This is a genomic window from Salinibacterium sp. ZJ450, from assembly GCF_011751885.2.
GTDB lineage: Bacteria > Actinomycetota > Actinomycetes > Actinomycetales > Microbacteriaceae > Ruicaihuangia.
Genome location: NZ_CP061771.1, coordinates 1,067,878 through 1,081,530 on the forward strand (window position 1 = coordinate 1,067,878; position 13,653 = coordinate 1,081,530).

General features: G+C 66.6%; 15 protein-coding genes. 12 read left to right on the top strand and 3 right to left on the bottom strand.

Features of this window, described 5'->3' with window-relative positions:
- Positions 1–10 precede the first annotated feature (10 nt).
- The gene (locus HCT51_RS05105; protein WP_166870946.1) at positions 11–1,108 is read left to right on the top strand and encodes a DUF998 domain-containing protein; all 1,098 of its coding nucleotides are present in this window, start codon (positions 11–13) and stop codon (positions 1,106–1,108) included.
- Here the strand turns inward: HCT51_RS05105 and HCT51_RS05110 are convergent.
- From HCT51_RS05110 to mftR, 3 genes are all read right to left on the bottom strand, one after another.
- Complete coding sequence (locus HCT51_RS05110) at positions 1,105–1,464, bottom strand: YciI family protein (protein ID WP_166870948.1); 360 nt, start codon at positions 1,462–1,464, stop codon at positions 1,105–1,107. The genes HCT51_RS05105 and HCT51_RS05110 overlap by 4 nt on opposite strands.
- Before the next feature lie 161 nt (positions 1,465–1,625).
- Entirely contained in the window at positions 1,626–3,152 is a 1,527-nt protein-coding gene (gene mftG, locus HCT51_RS05115; RefSeq protein WP_166870950.1) for a mycofactocin dehydrogenase MftG, read from the bottom strand.
- Entirely contained in the window at positions 3,149–3,775 is a 627-nt protein-coding gene (mftR, locus tag HCT51_RS05120; RefSeq protein WP_166870952.1) for a mycofactocin system transcriptional regulator, read from the bottom strand. The genes mftG and mftR overlap by 4 nt, the downstream gene beginning before the upstream one ends.
- A 93-nt stretch (positions 3,776–3,868) precedes the next feature.
- Here mftR and mftA point away from each other — a divergent pair, with 93 nt between their 5' ends.
- The 11 genes from mftA to mftF all read left to right on the top strand — a co-directional run bounded on the left by mftA (position 3,869) and on the right by mftF (position 13,571).
- Positions 3,869–3,982, top strand: coding sequence for a mycofactocin precursor MftA (mftA, locus tag HCT51_RS05125; RefSeq protein ID WP_166870954.1), 114 nt, complete (start codon positions 3,869–3,871; stop codon positions 3,980–3,982).
- Positions 3,983–3,987: 5 nt separating this feature from the next.
- Positions 3,988–4,263 carry a mycofactocin biosynthesis chaperone MftB gene (mftB, locus tag HCT51_RS05130; protein ID WP_166870956.1) on the top strand — a complete coding sequence of 92 codons (276 nt, stop codon included), beginning with the start codon at positions 3,988–3,990 and terminating at the stop codon, positions 4,261–4,263.
- Positions 4,260–5,498: a mycofactocin radical SAM maturase gene (gene mftC, locus HCT51_RS05135; RefSeq protein WP_166870958.1), complete on the top strand. Its 1,239-nt coding sequence runs from the start codon at positions 4,260–4,262 to the stop codon at positions 5,496–5,498. The genes mftB and mftC overlap by 4 nt, the downstream gene beginning before the upstream one ends.
- A 30-nt stretch (positions 5,499–5,528) precedes the next feature.
- Positions 5,529–6,362, top strand: a complete 834-nt coding sequence (locus tag HCT51_RS05140; RefSeq protein WP_166870960.1) for a mycofactocin-coupled SDR family oxidoreductase — start codon at positions 5,529–5,531, stop codon at positions 6,360–6,362.
- A 36-nt stretch (positions 6,363–6,398) separates the two neighbouring features.
- Positions 6,399–7,232, top strand: coding sequence for a mycofactocin-coupled SDR family oxidoreductase (locus HCT51_RS05145; protein ID WP_166870962.1), 834 nt, complete (start codon positions 6,399–6,401; stop codon positions 7,230–7,232).
- A 73-nt stretch (positions 7,233–7,305) separates the two neighbouring features.
- Positions 7,306–8,139, top strand: coding sequence for a mycofactocin-coupled SDR family oxidoreductase (locus HCT51_RS05150; RefSeq protein ID WP_166870964.1), 834 nt, complete (start codon positions 7,306–7,308; stop codon positions 8,137–8,139).
- A 47-nt stretch (positions 8,140–8,186) separates the two neighbouring features.
- A complete protein-coding gene (locus tag HCT51_RS05155; protein ID WP_166870967.1) occupies positions 8,187–9,131 on the top strand; it encodes an AAA family ATPase in 945 nt (314 codons plus the stop codon).
- Between the two features lie 54 nt (positions 9,132–9,185).
- Positions 9,186–10,115 carry a vWA domain-containing protein gene (locus HCT51_RS05160; RefSeq protein ID WP_166870969.1) on the top strand — a complete coding sequence of 310 codons (930 nt, stop codon included), beginning with the start codon at positions 9,186–9,188 and terminating at the stop codon, positions 10,113–10,115.
- A 28-nt stretch (positions 10,116–10,143) separates the two neighbouring features.
- Positions 10,144–11,421 carry a pre-mycofactocin synthase MftD gene (gene mftD / locus HCT51_RS05165; protein WP_166871372.1) on the top strand — a complete coding sequence of 426 codons (1,278 nt, stop codon included), beginning with the start codon at positions 10,144–10,146 and terminating at the stop codon, positions 11,419–11,421.
- A gap of 18 nt (positions 11,422–11,439) precedes the next feature.
- Positions 11,440–12,180: a mycofactocin biosynthesis peptidyl-dipeptidase MftE gene (mftE, locus tag HCT51_RS05170; protein WP_166870971.1), complete on the top strand. Its 741-nt coding sequence runs from the start codon at positions 11,440–11,442 to the stop codon at positions 12,178–12,180.
- Positions 12,181–12,200: 20 nt separating this feature from the next.
- A complete protein-coding gene (gene mftF / locus HCT51_RS05175; protein WP_224760679.1) occupies positions 12,201–13,571 on the top strand; it encodes a mycofactocin biosynthesis glycosyltransferase MftF in 1,371 nt (456 codons plus the stop codon).
- Positions 13,572–13,653: the final 82 nt, after the last annotated feature.

Consider the following 13,653-nt stretch of genomic DNA (forward strand, 5'->3'; position numbering starts at 1 on the left):
GACTGGCCCCGTGCCAGCGTTCAGCCGAGGGACCGGCGCCCGCCCTGGGGCGCATTCCGGTGCGGTCACCGTCGAATCCCGCGCGCTGCTCGCGGCGGCGATTGCGCTGCTGGTCGGCGCGCTGGTCGGCGTGATCGTGTTCAACGGCCAGCCCGCTGCGCTGTTCGGCACGGGATCGGTGGGACTGGTCGCGGCGATCACCGGCGTCGGCGTCGCGCTGGCCGCGTTCGTGGTGTCGTACACGCTGTCTTTCCGCAACCCCGCCAATGCGTGGCGCCGCACGGTGGCGTTGCCGCGGCTGGTCCTCGACATCGTGGCGCTGGCGTTCACGCACGCGGCGATCGTGCTGCTACTTACCCTCGTGGTGTTCTCGCAGCTGCAGGGGGCGTTCCTCGGCCTCACCCTGGACGCCTGGACGGCGAGCCTCAGCACCGGGATCGTGGTGGCCGCGTTCGGGTACTTCGTGTACCTCTCGGCATCCGGCATCACCACCTACACGCTGTCGACGCTGCTCGCCGTGTTCCTGATCAGCGGGGCTCTCACGAGCATGCTCACCGCCAACGATGCGAACTGGTGGCAATACAACTTCAGCTCGCTGGGTGCCGGCGACGGGCTGTCCCCGACGGCGTTCAACCTCACCATGGTGATCTCGGGGGTGGTGATCACCACCCTCGCCGACTATCTCGCCACCGACCTCGACGGCTGGGCCAGGCGGCATCCGCACTATAAGCGCTGGCGGATCGCGGCGCTGCGCTGGGCGCTCGTGGCGATCGGCGTCTGCCTCATCGGCGTCGCCCTGGTGCCAGTGAGCCTGTCCGAAATCACGCACAACATCTTCGCCACCGGCATGGTGGTGATCTTCTTCGCGCTGGTGCTGGGCATCCGGTTTCTGATCCCGGGATTCCACGCCGCCTTCTTCGCGGTGACCACCGCGGTGCTGGTGGCGCTCACCATCGCAACGGTGCTGTTCTTCCCCGTCGGCTACTACAACCTCACCGGATTCGAGCTGATCTCCGGCGCGCTGGTGTTCGTCTGGCTGATCCTGTTCACCCGCAACGTGGGCGCGGCGCTCGCCGACAACGGCGACCAGGCGTCGGCACCTGTTTAGGGCACCGTGGACTGCTCCATCACCTGCCGCACCTCCACGGCACTCTCCAGCACCGCCGCCAGGCTCGACGCCAGCTCGAGCGCGCGGCCCTCGTTCGGCACCAGCACCACCCAGTACCGGGCGAGCGGGCGATCCGCCCGGTTGAACGCGCCACGGCCCACTCGCGTTGACCCGTCCACCCATTCGACCAGACTGGCGGATGTCGCCGGCTCCAGCACCTCGGAGTAGACCAGTTCGCCGTGCTCGGCGAGCTCATCGTCGAAGCGCACCATGAACCCCGCCATCCGTTCGATCCATTCCGTCGACTTCAGGTGCAGCTCGTGGGGTTCGCCGAACACCAGCAGCATGAACTTCATCGTCACTCCCGGGCGGTGCTCTGCCCGATCCGAAGGGGTTGCCCGTTCGGATGGGCCCGTCAGGCCTACGCTACCGATCTGGGCCGGAGGGGTCACCCCCTGTTCGCTCCTCCCGCGGCACTGGAAGGACCGATTTGGAGACCTCACCTCCCCGCGTCACGCTAGCGCCGCATGAATTCCGCCACCAGTTCTCCGATGAGCACGGCTGTGGCGGCGGGCCCGCGCAGCGGCGCCGACGGCAGGATTGACGTGTCGGCCACCCGCAGTCCGGTCACCCCGTACACCCGTCCATACTGATCGACCACCGAAGCCGGATCCTCACCGGGCCCGAACCTCGCGCTGCTGCTGAGATGCATCGCCGTGGTGAGGTGTCGGCGCAGCCACCCATCCAGGTGCGCATCATCGTGGAGCGTCGCGTTATCGATCGGCCCGTGCTTCACCAGACGAAGGAACGCCGGCGTTGCAAGCAATGCCGCCGCGGCCCGGACCACCTCACGCATCCGTCGTCGGTCCACCTCGTCTGCGAGGTAGTTGTAGCGAATCCGCGGTGGCATCCGCGGATCGGCCGACTTCAGGCTGATCGTCCCGTGCGATCGGACGGACTGGACGGATGCCAGAAACGCCAGGTCGCGCGTCTGCTCGCGCAGTCCCAGCAGCCCGCTCATCGGCGTGACGAATTGCAGAATCTCCAGGTCACCCGGCAGCTCGGAATCCTCGGACGTCAGGTTCAGGCTCATCGTCATTGTCTGCGTCGCCGACCCCTGCAGCTCCGGCACGGGCGTCCACGCCAGCGGCACGTTGGGGTGGTCGCTGAATTCCGAGCCCACGCCCGGCAGGGCCTGCACCACTTTGATGCCGTGGCGGCGCAGCTGGTCGGCAGGGCCGATCCCCGAGAGCAATAGCAGGTGTGGCGAGGTCACTGCTCCTGCCGCGAGCACCACCTCCCCGCCGTGGATGACGGAGATGTCGCCGAGACTGTCAACCTCGACGCCGACGGCTCGCTGTCCCCGCATCACCACACGGCGCACCGAGGTCAGGCCGCGGACGGTCAGATTGGGGCGATGCCGTACCGGGTTCACGTACGCGATACCGGTGTTCCACCGCATCCCGTCCGTCACGTTCATGGGAACCGGGCCGTAGCCAGGTGCACCGTCGGCGTTCTTGTCCGCCTCTTCCGGATAGCCGAGTTCCTTGGCGGCAGCGGCGAACGCCACGCTGGCGGGATGGTCGAGCGATGGCCGAGACACGAGCATCGGACCTGACCCACCGTGCACCGGCGTGTCACCGTACTGCAGGTCGGTTTCCAGCCGGCGCCAGACCGGAAGGACCCGCTCGCTGCTCCATTCATTGGCGCCGCCGGCAGACCATCGATCGAAATCCTCGCGGCGGGCGCGCACGAAGTACCCGCCATTCACCGAGGTGGAGCCGCCGAGCACGCGTCCTCTGGCGACGGTGTACGGCCGGTCACCGGTGAGATCCGCCCGGAAGTTCCAGACGTGGGGATGTCCGGGCACTGCGCCGCGCAGCGAGCGCGCGTCGAGCAGCTCCGCCGGGAAGTCATCGGTTCCGCTCGGCGTGGGACCTGCCTCAAGCAGCAGCACGGTGCGGTCCGGATCCTCTGACAGTCGCGCGGCGAGCGGAGCGCCTGCGCCGCCCGCTCCGATCACGATCACGTCGTAGACGGTCACCGGTCGGACGCAGGGGGCACGAACAACCCCTCCATTGTGAGAAAGCCGGCGTCGATCAAGGCGAGCAGATCGGCGTGCTCGTCTTGGAGCCACAGGTCGTATGCGGAGAGCGCGATGCCGAGGCAGACCCGCGCGATTGTCTGTGGCTGCAGGCTCTCCGGCGGCAGGTCGAGGCGCCGGGCCACATATTCGGCGACCACTTGCCGCCACGATTCGTACCGCAGCGTCGAATGTGCCAGCAGGGTGGGCACCCGCAGAAGCAGCTCCATGCGCTGCCGGTGGTATGGCACCTCCGCGTCCGGAAGGCGGTTGAACTCCATCACCGCCTGCCGCAGCGCGTCCACTAGGGACGCCTCGTCGGGCAGCGCGGCAAAGTGTCGGCGCATGCCGTCGAGCATCACGTCAAAGTCGCCCCACGGCAGATCATTTTTAGAGGGGAAGTACCGGAAGAAAGTGCGGCGGCCGATGCCCGCCGCCGCCGCGATGTCGTCCACCGTGGTGTGATCGAAGCCCCGCTCGATGAACAATTCCAGCCCGACATGGCTGAGTTCAGCCTTGGATGTCGAGCGCGCTCGACCGTGGTGTGCTGCATTGCGCACGTCGGTCGGTTCCGTGAACTCCATTGGGCGACTCTTCCAAATTGGCACTGGGTGCCACTAGTATGACTCGGAACAGCGCGACCGCCGAAGAAGTCGGATCGACATGAGGAGCATCCCATGAATCGCAATGTTCACCCCGTGCCCGCGGATTCGACCGAGGTCGACGACCTCATCGAGGCTGATCCGCTGGTAGAAGAAGTTTCGATCGACGGCATGTGCGGCGTGTACTGAACGCCATGCACACCGTCGATTTGGATTGTCCGTGGCAGCTTCACCCGCAGGTGTCGGTTCGGCCGGAGCCATTCGGAGCCCTGCTGTACCACTTCGGAACTCGCAAGCTGTCGTTCTTGAAAGACCGCACCCTGCTGGCAGTGGTGCAGTCCCTCGCTGTGTCGGCGACCGCCCGTGACGCCTGCATGTCGGCCGGGGTCACCGACACCGAGCTGCCGCGGTACCAGCGTGCGCTTGGCACCCTTGCGACATCCTCGATGGTCATTGAGAGGGCGTCATGACGATTCTCGACACCCCGCCAGCCCCCACCCGCCTGGTCGACCTATTCGAGTACGGGCTGGACGCGCCCATTTGCCTCACCTGGGAACTCACCTACGCATGCAACCTCTCCTGCGTGCATTGCCTCTCAAGCTCGGGCCGCCGCGATTCGCGCGAGCTCAGCACCGACGAGTGCAAGGCCGTGATCGACGAACTGGAGCGCATGCAGGTGTTCTATGTGAACATCGGCGGCGGCGAGCCGACCGTACGCCCTGACTTCTGGGAACTGGTCGACTATGCCACCGCTCATCATGTCGGGGTGAAGTTCTCGACCAACGGCGTCAAGATCACACCGGATGTCGCCACCCGCTTAGCCACCAGCGACTACGTCGACGTGCAGATCTCGCTCGACGGCGCAACCGCCGAGGTCAACGACCATGTGCGCGGCCCCGGCTCGTATGACACCGCGCTGCGAGCGATGCAGAACCTCGCCGACGCCGGGTTCACCGGCTTCAAGATCTCCGTGGTCTGCACCCGCCAGAACATCGGACAACTCGATGAGTTCAAGGCGATCGCCGACCGGTTCAGTGCCCAACTGCGCCTCACCCGGTTGCGCCCGTCCGGTCGCGGGGCCGACGTCTGGGACGAACTGCACCCGACGCAGGGTCAGCAGCGGGAGCTCTACGACTGGCTGGTGGCGCACGGTGACGACGTGCTCACCGGCGACTCCTTCTTCCATCTCTCTGCATACGGCGAGTCGCTGCCCGGTCTGAACCTGTGTGGGGCGGGCCGTGTTGTCTGCCTGATCGACCCGATCGGCGATGTGTACGCATGCCCGTTCGCCATCCACGACGAGTTCCTTGCGGGCAACGTTCGCTCACCGGGCGGCTTCGCCGACGTGTGGCGCAATTCCGAGCTGTTCACCCGACTGCGCAACCCGCAAACTGGCGGCTCCTGTTCCTCCTGCGCGTTCTTCGACACGTGCCGGGGTGGTTGCATGGCGGCGAAATTCTTCACCGGGTTGCCGCTCGACGGCCCTGACCCGGAATGCGTGCAGGGCTACGGCGAGCAGGCGCTGCTTGCTCGCGACGCCGACGCCACGCCGAGATCCTCAGTCGACCACTCGCACCGCACGTCACCGCCGCGCCCGCGCACGACCACGAAAGTGCCGCTGACGCTCAGCATGCGGCCAGTGGAACGGCCTCCGGTGAGCGCGTGCGCAGAAGATCCACTCGCGGGGTTCAGCCTGAACCTCTAGAGAAATCAAGAACACCGAAGGGAGCACGCAATGGGGCGTGTAGACGGCAAGGTCGCATTCATCACCGGAGCAGCACGTGGCCAAGGCCGCAGCCACGCGATCCGGCTCGCCCAGGAGGGCGCTGACATCATCGCCATTGACGTGTGCGAGGACCAGCCGAATATCCCATACAGCGGTGCCACCGAAGAGGACCTCGCCGAAACGGTGCGGCAGGTCGAGGCCCTCGACCGTCGCATTATTGCCACGAAGGCTGACGTCCGTGATTACGGCCAGCTGAAGAAGGCTGTGGATGACGGGGTTGCCCAGCTGGGGCGCCTCGACATCGTTGAAGCCAACGCGGGTATCGGCTCGGTGCCCACCCGCGCCGAGGATCTGACCGAAGAGCAGTTCATGGACATGCTTGACGTCAATCTCGCGGGAGTCTGGCGGACTGCCAAGGCGGCGATCCCACACATCAAGGCGGGTGGTCGCGGCGGGTCGATCATCCTCACCAGTTCCGCCGCCGGGCTGCAGGCCTACCAAAACGTTTCGCATTATGTGGCGGCCAAGCACGGCGTCGTCGGTCTGATGCGCACGCTGGCGCTGGAACTCGCCCCCGACATGATCAGGGTCAATTCGATCCACCCCACCCAGGTCGACACGCCCATGATCATGAACGAGGCGACCATGAAGCTGTTCCGGCCCGACCTCGAACACCCGACCCGTGACGACTTCGCACCAGCCTCGCAGAGCATGAACGCGCTGCCGATCCCGTGGGTCGAGTCGGTGGACATCAGCAATGCGGTGCTCTACCTCGCCTCGGACGAGGCCAGGTACATCACCGGAGTCGCCCTGCCGGTGGACGCCGGCGCGGTCATCAAGTAGCCACAAGCAAGCGTCAACCGAAAAGAGGAGGACGTCATGGGACGTTTGGATGGCAAGGTGGCGTTCGTCACCGGTGCGGCACGAGGGCAGGGTCGGAGCCACGCGCTGCGGCTTGCTCAGGAGGGTGCCGACATCATCGGCATCGACGTGATGGATGAGATCCCCGGCGCACCGTATGCGTCGGCCACCGAAGAGGACCTCGCCGAGACCGTCCGGCAGATCGAGGCCCTCGACCGCCGCATCATCGCCACGAAGGCCGATGTGCGCGATTTTGGCCAGCTGAGGGAAGCAGTGGACGACGGGGTGGCTCAGCTCGGTCGACTGGACATCGTCGCGGCCAACGCCGGCATCTTCACCCTCGCGGGCAAGGCCGAGGAGCTCAGCGACGAGATATTCATGGACACCCTCAACGTGAACCTCGCTGGAGTCTGGCGCACCTGCAAGGCGGCGATTCCGCACCTCAAGGCAGGAGGCAACGGCGGCTCGATCACCCTCACGAGCTCGACCGCCGGGATCAAGGGGTTCCAGAACTTCGCCCACTACGTGGCATCCAAGCACGGCGTCGTCGGCCTGATGCGCACGCTCGCGCTGGAGCTTGCCCCGGACATGATCCGCGTCAACACCGTGCACCCGACCTCGGTGGACACCGACATGATCCAGAACGAGACGCTGTACAAGCTGTTCCGGCCGGACCTTGAGAACCCCACCCAGGACGAGTTCGCCGAGGCGTCTACCGCGATGAACGCGCTGCCCGTGCCGTGGGTCGACCCGGTCGACATCAGCAATGCCGTGCTGTTCCTCGCTTCGGACGAAGCCAGGTACATCACCGGCGTGATGCTGCCGGTGGACGCCGGCGCCACCACCAAGTAGCGCGACGGCGCAGGAACGACATCACCCGTAACAAACCAACCAAGTAACGACAAACGAAACTAAGGAGCACGCAATGGGACGTTTAGACGGCAAGGTCGCATTCATCACTGGAGCGGCGCGAGGGCAGGGGCGAAGCCACGCGATCCGGCTGGCTCAGGAAGGCGCCGACATCATCGGCATCGATGTCATGGAGGAAGTGCCAGGCGCACCGTATGCCGCGGCGACGGAGGAAGACCTGGCGGAGACCGTACGGCAGGTGGAGGCGCTTGACCGGCGCATCATCGCCACCAAGGCCGACGTGCGCGACTACGACCAGGTGAAGAAGGCGGTCGATGACGGCGTCGCCCAACTGGGACGACTCGACATCGTCTCCGCCAACGCCGGCATCTCAACGCAGATGGCCCCGTCCGAGGAACTCAGCGATGAGATCTTCATGGACATGCTGGACGTGAACCTCGCCGGCGTCTGGCGCACCTGCAAGGCGACCATCCCGCATCTCAAGTCGAGCGGACGCGGCGGCTCGATCATCCTCACGAGTTCGGACGCCGGCCTGTTCGGGTACCCGAACATCGCCCATTATGTGTCGGCCAAGCATGGGGTGGTCGGCCTGATGCGCACCCTCGCCCTCGAGCTCGCGCCGGACATGATCAGGGTCAACTCGATTCACCCCACCACGGTGGACACGCCGATGATCGCCAACGACGCCACCTACCGGCTCTTCCGGCCCGACCTCGAGAACCCGACCAAGGAGGACATGGGTGAGGCAGCGATCCAGATGAACGCCCTCCCGATCCCGTGGGTAGAGGCACTGGACATCAGCAACGCCGTCCTGTTCCTCGCATCCGAGGAGGCCCGGTACATCACCGGCGTCCCACTGCCGGTCGACGCCGGCGCGTTCGTCAAGTAGTGATCTACCAGGCGTCAACAACAACCCGGTGAAGGAGCGCCAGCCGCATGACTGACACGGCGACCACCCTCGAGGAGAATCCAGTGACTACCCACAACCTCGCAGACAACAGACGCCGGGTGGCGGCGCACCTCGTCGGCCGCGAGCGTGAGCTTGAACTCACGCTCGCGGCCGTCGCCGCCGGTCGCGACATCGTGCTGGAAGGCCCGCCGGGCACCAGCAAGACCACGATGTTGAAAGCCATCACCGAGGAATGGGGCATCCCGCTGCTGTTTGTTGAGGGCAATGCCGATCTCACTCCGACCAAGCTCGTCGGCCACCACAACCCGGCTCGGGTGTTGCGCGAGGACTACAGTGCAGACAACTTCGTCGCCGGTCCGCTGACCGAGGCAATGCGCACGGGCGGGTTCCTCTATATCGAGGAATTCAACCGCGCCCCAGAAGACACCCTGAACACCCTGCTCACCGCGATGGCCGACCGGTCGCTCACCATCCCGCGTGTGGGCACTATCAAGGCAGCACCCACGTTCCGGGTGATCGCGTCGATGAATCCGTACGACAACGTGGGAACCTCCCGACTCTCCACCAGCGTGCACGACCGCCTGAACCGCCTTTCGATCGGCTACCAGGATGCCGAGGCAGAGCGCGGGATCGTCGCGCTCCGCGCAGCAACCGGTGCCCTCGGCGAGCAGCTGATCGCGGACGCTGTGGCGGTCACCCGCGCGACTCGACGACACCCCGACATCCGACAGGGCAGCAGTGTCCGCGGCGCGATCGATTTGGTGCTGGTCGCCCGAGAACTCGCCGAACTGCGCGGCGTGGAGTCACCGGATGACAAGGGTTACCGGGAACTCGCATACGACGCCATGGTGGTCGCGCTGTCCGGTCGCATCCACCTCGACGACGCCGTCGAGTCGACGCCCGAGCATGTGCTGCGGGAGATCTGGGAGGACCACTTCATCCTCGAACCGGCGCAGGCGGCTCCGGGGTGAAGAGCCGTCGAGGCGGACACGCCCCTGAGACGCGAGTCGACAACACCGCGTCAGATGTCAACCAGGCCGCTCAGGCGCACCCCGAAGCAGCTGGAGGAGGAACCCGTGGTGTTCGAGGCGGTCCCCGGTAAGGGCGGCACCGCGATGCGCGCGCGACCGTCGCCGCGGACCGGCGCGGCGCCGAAGCGTCCGGGCACCACCGAAACCGGGTTCACCGACGACGAGGCGCGCTTGCTGACACCCGATGAGCAAGCCAGCGTTGACCCGCTCGTGCGGGCGCGCGCCCGGCAGATTGCCGCGCGGCTCTCGGTGCCGCGGCCCCGCACCGATTCCTCGTCACATCGCGGTGTCGGCGACCTGGCCAGCCTGCCCTACCGCGGCGGCTCCGACGAGATCGACCTCGACGCCAGCATCGAGATGCTGGCGGAACGGCCGGTGCCCGACGACGAGGACATCATCGTGCGCGAGCGGGTGCGAACCAGGCGCTCCGTCGTGCTCGCCGTCGACGTCTCGGGATCGATGAAGGGCGAGCGAGTGCAGACCGCCGCGGCGACCGTCGGCGCGCTCGCCGCGGAACTGCACCGGGACGCCTTGGCGGTGATCGCATTCTGGTCGGATGCCGCGATCCTGCTGCCGCTCGGCCAGGAGGTGCAACCCATGGACCTGCTGGAGTCGATGCTGCGCATCCCGGCCCGTGGCCTGACCAACGTGGCTTTCCCGCTGGAAATCGCGGCCAAGCAGCTGGAACGAGTACCGGCCCGCGAGGCCAGGGTGCTCCTGCTCTCCGACTGCGTACACAACGCCGGCCCCGACCCGAGGCCATACGCAGCACGGCTGCCGCGGCTGGATGTGCTGCTCGACATAAGCGGCGAGAAAGACATTGAACTCGGCCGAGAACTGGCACGCCTCGGGCATGGTTCGCTGCACCTGATGCGGAGTCACCGCGACGTGGCGCCCGCGCTGAGCGAGCTGTTCCGCAGCTGAGAGAGCTGAGAATCGTGAGGAGACGATGATGTTCCAGAACCCGTGGTTCGAGACGGTCGCCGAGGCGCAGCGCCGCGCACGTAAGAGGCTGCCGCTTCCCGTGTACAAAGCGCTGGTCGCCGGGTCCGAGAAGGGCGTGACGTACCGCGACAACATTCGGGCCTTCAGCGAGCTCGGCTTCGCGCCGCACGTCGCGCACGTACCGGCGACTCGCGAACTTTCGACCGAGGTGATGGGCCAGCAGATCTCACTGCCGGTAATCATCTCGCCCACCGGAGTGCAGGCCGTGTATCCGGAGGGCGAAGTCGCGGTCGCGCGGGCGGCCGCCAATCGAGGCACGGTGATGGGGCTGAGTTCGTTTGCGAGCAGGGCGATCGAAGACGTCGTGGCCGCCAACCCTCAGACGTTCTTCCAGGTGTATTGGACGGGCACCCGCGACGACATGCTGCACCGAATGGACCGCGCGCGGGCCGCAGGTGCGAAGGGTCTGATCGCAACCCTGGACTGGTCGTTCTCAACCGGGCGCGACTGGGGGAGCCCAGCCATCCCGGAACGCCTGAATCTGAAGGCTATGATGCGATTCGCGCCGTCGGCAATAGTCCGCCCGCAGTGGTTGCTCGACTACGTGCGATCGGGCCGTCTGCCTGATCTGACCGCGCCGAACCTGGACCTGCCAGGAGAACCGTCACCCACATTCTTCGGGGCATACGGCGAGTGGATGCAAACCCCGCCGGCCACCTGGGACGACGTGGGATGGCTGCGCGAGCAATGGGGTGGCCCGTTCATGCTGAAAGGCATCACCCGGGTCGATGATGCGAAGCGGGCCGTCGACGCGGGGGTGACCGCCATCTCGGTGTCGAACCATGGCGGCAACAATCTGGACAGCACGCCGGCCACGATCCGTGTGCTCCCCTCGGTCGTCAAGGCGGTGGGGGAGCAGGTCGAGGTGTTGTTGGATGGCGGCATCCGTCGCGGCAGCGATGTGGTGAAGGCGGTCGCGCTCGGCGCTCGAGCCGTGATGATCGGCCGGGCGTACCTCTGGGGGCTGGCAGCGAACGGGCAGGCGGGCGTCGAGAACGTGCTCGACATCCTGCGCGGTGGGATCGACTCGGCCCTGATGGGGCTCGGACGCGCCTCCATTCACGACCTCGTGCCCGAAGACCTCTCCATCCCGCAGGGATTCACTCGAGTGCTCGGCGGACAGGTCTCCGGCGACTCGCTCCTGGTGGAGCCTGCCGTGAAGCGGTCGCGCCCGACCATTTCTGGTGCGGCGCAGGTTCCTGGTGCCGCAGAGACAGCGCAGTAGTGGAAGGGCATGTTTCAGATGGCGATACAACTCGCACAGTCAACGTGGATGTCGCTTTCGACACGGCCGCTCGTTCTGGTGCCGGTCGGATCAACCGAGCAGCACGGCCCACACCTGCCGGTCGACACCGATTGCGTGATCGCGAGGGCGGTCGCGTGCGAAGTCGCCGACCTGCTGGCCCCCGATCAGTCGACCGTCGTCGCCCCCACGATCGCGTACGGAGCAAGCGGTGAGCACGAGGCGTTCCCAGGCACCGTCTCGATCGGGCAGACAGCGCTTCGGATGCTGCTGATCGAGCTGGTGCGCTCGCTGTCGAGGTGGGCCGGCCGCATCGTGCTGATCAACGGGCACGGTGGCAACGTTGCCACCCTCGCCTCCGCGGTGGCACAACTGAGCGCCGAGCAGCACGACATCGCCTGGACATCGTGCGCGCTGTCCGGCGCCGACGCCCATGCCGGACGCACTGAAACCTCTCTGATGCTGTATCTCGCCCCGCACAGCGTGGTGATGTCCCGAGCCACCCCAGGTAACACGTCACCGCTCAGCGTCCTGATGCCCGAGTTGACCCGGGGCGGCGTTCGCTCCGTTTCCCCATCCGGTGTTCTTGGTGATCCGACTGGAGCAAGCGCAGCGGAGGGCGAAACGCTGTTTCACGCGATGGTCTCCCGCGCCCAACAGAGCGTCGAGAGCCGGGCTCCGGACGACCGCAGCCGTCTGGCGCACCCCATGGTCGAGGCATCCGCCGGGTCGGTCTCGTGACGCTGCCGCGCGGATTCAGCGTGCGACTGAACCACCGGGTGCGGGTCAAGGACGACGGGCGCGTGCTGGTCGGCGGCGCCCCGACGCGAGTGGTGTACCTGTCCGAGGTCGCCCGCAGGCTGCTTGTGGGCGGCATCCTTCGTGTCACCGACGACACCACCGAGCGGCTTGCCGATCGGCTCCTCGAGAACGGCATGGCCGACCCGGTTCTGGCCGCGCTGCCCGCCGCGGCGGATGCGTCAGTCACCGTCGTCGTGCCTGCCCGGGATCGCCCAGCCGCCCTCGACCGGTTGCTGGGCAGCCTCGGATCGGGCATCGAGGTGATCGTTGTCGATGACCAGTCGCTGCGCCGCGACGACATCGCTCATGTGGTCGGCAGGCACGGAGCCCGGCTCGTGCGGCTGCCGATCAACGTCGGGCCAGCCGGCGCGCGCAATGCTGGCCTCCGGTTGGTCAGCAGCGAGTACGTCGCCTTCATCGACTCTGACATGGTGGTGGACCCGAACACGATTCCGATGCTCGCTCGGCACTTCGCAGACCCGGCCGTGGCCTTGGTCGCCCCGCGCATAGCCGGCCTAGTCGAGCACGGCAGAGCCGGCTGGGTGAGCCAGTATGAGGAGGCGCGATCTTCCCTGGACCTCGGCCGTTATCCGAGCATCGTGCGTCCCCGTGCTCCGGTGTCCTGGCTGCCCGCTGCGTGCCTGCTCGCCCGAGTCGAGGCTCTCGATGGCGGGTTCAGCGACGACATGCGAGTCGCTGAAGACGTTGACCTGGTCTGGCGGCTTGCAGGCCGCGGCTGGCGCGTCCGCTACGAACCGGCGGTGCAGGCACAGCACGAACACCGGGTGCGGATCGGCGACTGGCTCGCGCGCAAGACGTTTTACGGTACGGGCGCGCATTCCCTCGCGCTGCGGCACGGCCACAACGTGGCCCCCGCGGTGCTCTCAGCGTGGAGCGTCGCAGCTGTGCTCGCACTGCTGGCGCAACGGCGCTGGTCGCTGCCGGTGGCCGGTGCCATTTCGGCGATAACGGCGGTGCGAATCGCGTCGAAGCTCGGGCGCAGCAGCCATCCGATGCGGCTTGGTCTGTGGCTCACCGGCAGTGGGCTCGTGAGCGCTCTTGCCCAGACCGGGGAATTGCTGCTGAGGCATTGGTGGCCTATGACGGTTGTTGGCTGCCTGTTCTCGAAACGTCTCCGACGCGCTGTCCTCGCCGCGGCAATCGCTGATGCCGTGGTGGAACATCGACGCACCGACTCGGCACTCGATCCAGTTCGCTTCGGCGTTGCCCGACGACTGGACGATCTGGCGTATGGGACGGGAGTATGGCTGGGGGCTGTGCGGGGGAGATCGGCGAAAGCCCTACTGCCGGATGTGCGGAGTCGGCGTTGACTGGGCAGTCACCCTTCTTGCGCTACTGTTGTCAGCCCGTTTTTCACCCCTCATGAATTGGAGAACCGACGAAAGAGCCGCC

Coding starts and splice junctions, on each gene's coding strand:
- HCT51_RS05110 (WP_166870948.1), bottom strand. CDS start 1,464: ATGAAGTTCATGCTGCTGGTGTTCGGCGAACCCCACGAGCTGCACCTG.
- mftR (WP_166870952.1), bottom strand. CDS start 3,775: ATGGAGTTCACGGAACCGACCGACGTGCGCAATGCAGCACACCACGGT.
- mftA (WP_166870954.1), top strand. CDS start 3,869: ATGAATCGCAATGTTCACCCCGTGCCCGCGGATTCGACCGAGGTCGAC.
- mftB (WP_166870956.1), top strand. CDS start 3,988: ATGCACACCGTCGATTTGGATTGTCCGTGGCAGCTTCACCCGCAGGTG.
- mftC (WP_166870958.1), top strand. CDS start 4,260: ATGACGATTCTCGACACCCCGCCAGCCCCCACCCGCCTGGTCGACCTA.
- HCT51_RS05140 (WP_166870960.1), top strand. CDS start 5,529: ATGGGGCGTGTAGACGGCAAGGTCGCATTCATCACCGGAGCAGCACGT.
- HCT51_RS05145 (WP_166870962.1), top strand. CDS start 6,399: ATGGGACGTTTGGATGGCAAGGTGGCGTTCGTCACCGGTGCGGCACGA.
- HCT51_RS05150 (WP_166870964.1), top strand. CDS start 7,306: ATGGGACGTTTAGACGGCAAGGTCGCATTCATCACTGGAGCGGCGCGA.
- HCT51_RS05155 (WP_166870967.1), top strand. CDS start 8,187: ATGACTGACACGGCGACCACCCTCGAGGAGAATCCAGTGACTACCCAC.
- HCT51_RS05160 (WP_166870969.1), top strand. CDS start 9,186: ATGTCAACCAGGCCGCTCAGGCGCACCCCGAAGCAGCTGGAGGAGGAA.
- mftD (WP_166871372.1), top strand. CDS start 10,144: ATGTTCCAGAACCCGTGGTTCGAGACGGTCGCCGAGGCGCAGCGCCGC.
- mftE (WP_166870971.1), top strand. CDS start 11,440: ATGGCGATACAACTCGCACAGTCAACGTGGATGTCGCTTTCGACACGG.